1 protein-coding gene is annotated in these 1,327 nt (G+C 49.3%); it reads right to left on the reverse strand.

Annotation, left to right across the window (positions count from 1 at the left end; genetic code table 11):
* The coding region (locus ACFILU_RS04125; RefSeq protein ID WP_375674868.1) for a filamentous hemagglutinin N-terminal domain-containing protein at positions 1-1,327 on the reverse strand (1,327 nt) is incomplete at both ends.

The raw sequence follows: 1,327 nt of genomic DNA on the forward strand, positions 1-1,327 counted from the left end.
GGAGATCAACATCCCCTTGGGTGCCAAGAACAACAACACCAGCAGCACCCGTTGCCGCCATATCAACCCCACCGGCTAAAAGCTGCGCCTGTATATCACCACCGGCATGCGCCTTGAGGTTCCCTTGCGCTAAAACAATCCCCTCAAGCTTCAAGTCTCCGCCCGCTTCAAGAGCCATATCAGCACCTGACCCTAGCCCTGAAACTTGAAGTGTCTGACGCGAAGAAAGCTCCATATTGCCCCCAGAGGTTGCCTTACCGGCAATCGATAAAAGCCCATCCTGCGCCTCTATCTTCAAATGACCATCAGCGCCAACCGTTTCTAACGTCACATCCTTATGGGCGGCAATATCAATATGCTTTTTCGAGGTGATGTGCTTTGCCAATATGCTCTGGCTTTTCGATTTGAGGACAACACCCCCATGACCAAAAACATTCTTCAACGAGATTTTCCCGTCAGCAGAAAGATGCAACTGCCCCGCATTGGCTGCCATATCATGGCGCATACGAACCCCAACACCTTTTTCTGTTGCCACAAGTTTAATCTGATCCGCTTGTAGAGCCCCCAAAGCAGAACCATCTATCGCATATTCCGGTTTACCAGTAATATCAGTTAGCTCTTTCATTTCCCGTGAAGCATAATCAAAGTGACCCGTCCCTGCTGTCACTCCAATTTCTCTGCCCGCAACAGCTCCTTCAAAATGCACCGTGCGTGAGACAATATCGACAATATCAACAGCCCCTTGGCCAGAGAAAAAATTGGCTCCCTTGGCGCCAAAAGTGATATCCCCACCTCGCACCTCAAAGCCTTTCAAAAAACCGCTCGCATCAATTTCGGGTACACCTGTGGTTAAGGTCGCATGAGGCGTATTGATAAAGCCACAACCATCACAACTTATCCCATTGGGATTGGCTATAATCACATCGGCAGGGCTCCCAAAAACCTCTCCTGGACCATGAAGCGCACTACGCTTGCTGCTGGTCACTTCATTTAAAATCACTTTCGCCGAACCCGTGAGGCGCAAATGCGGATTGCCCGGCATAATGCCCCCCAACTGCGATTGCCCCACTTCTTGCGCATGATTGTTCCAAATCACACCTGCATTGCCAATATTAAAATCGTTATATTTATTGTGTGATAAGCCCTTGCCATTGGGGGTAACAATATCAATCGAGGGAACCCCATTGGGCGCTGCCACTATATCTGGGCGATGAGCGGCATGAGCGTTAGGATCCACAGTAATTTGTGCCTGTAACGCTGAAGGGGCTAACAAACAAGAAAAACCAAGTCCCCCAAATAAAACCTTTTTGAGCATCGTACTGGAGAC

The sequence above is a fragment of the Bartonella sp. CL100XZDX genome (assembly GCF_042195375.1).
Classification (GTDB): Bacteria; Pseudomonadota; Alphaproteobacteria; order Rhizobiales; family Rhizobiaceae; genus Bartonella.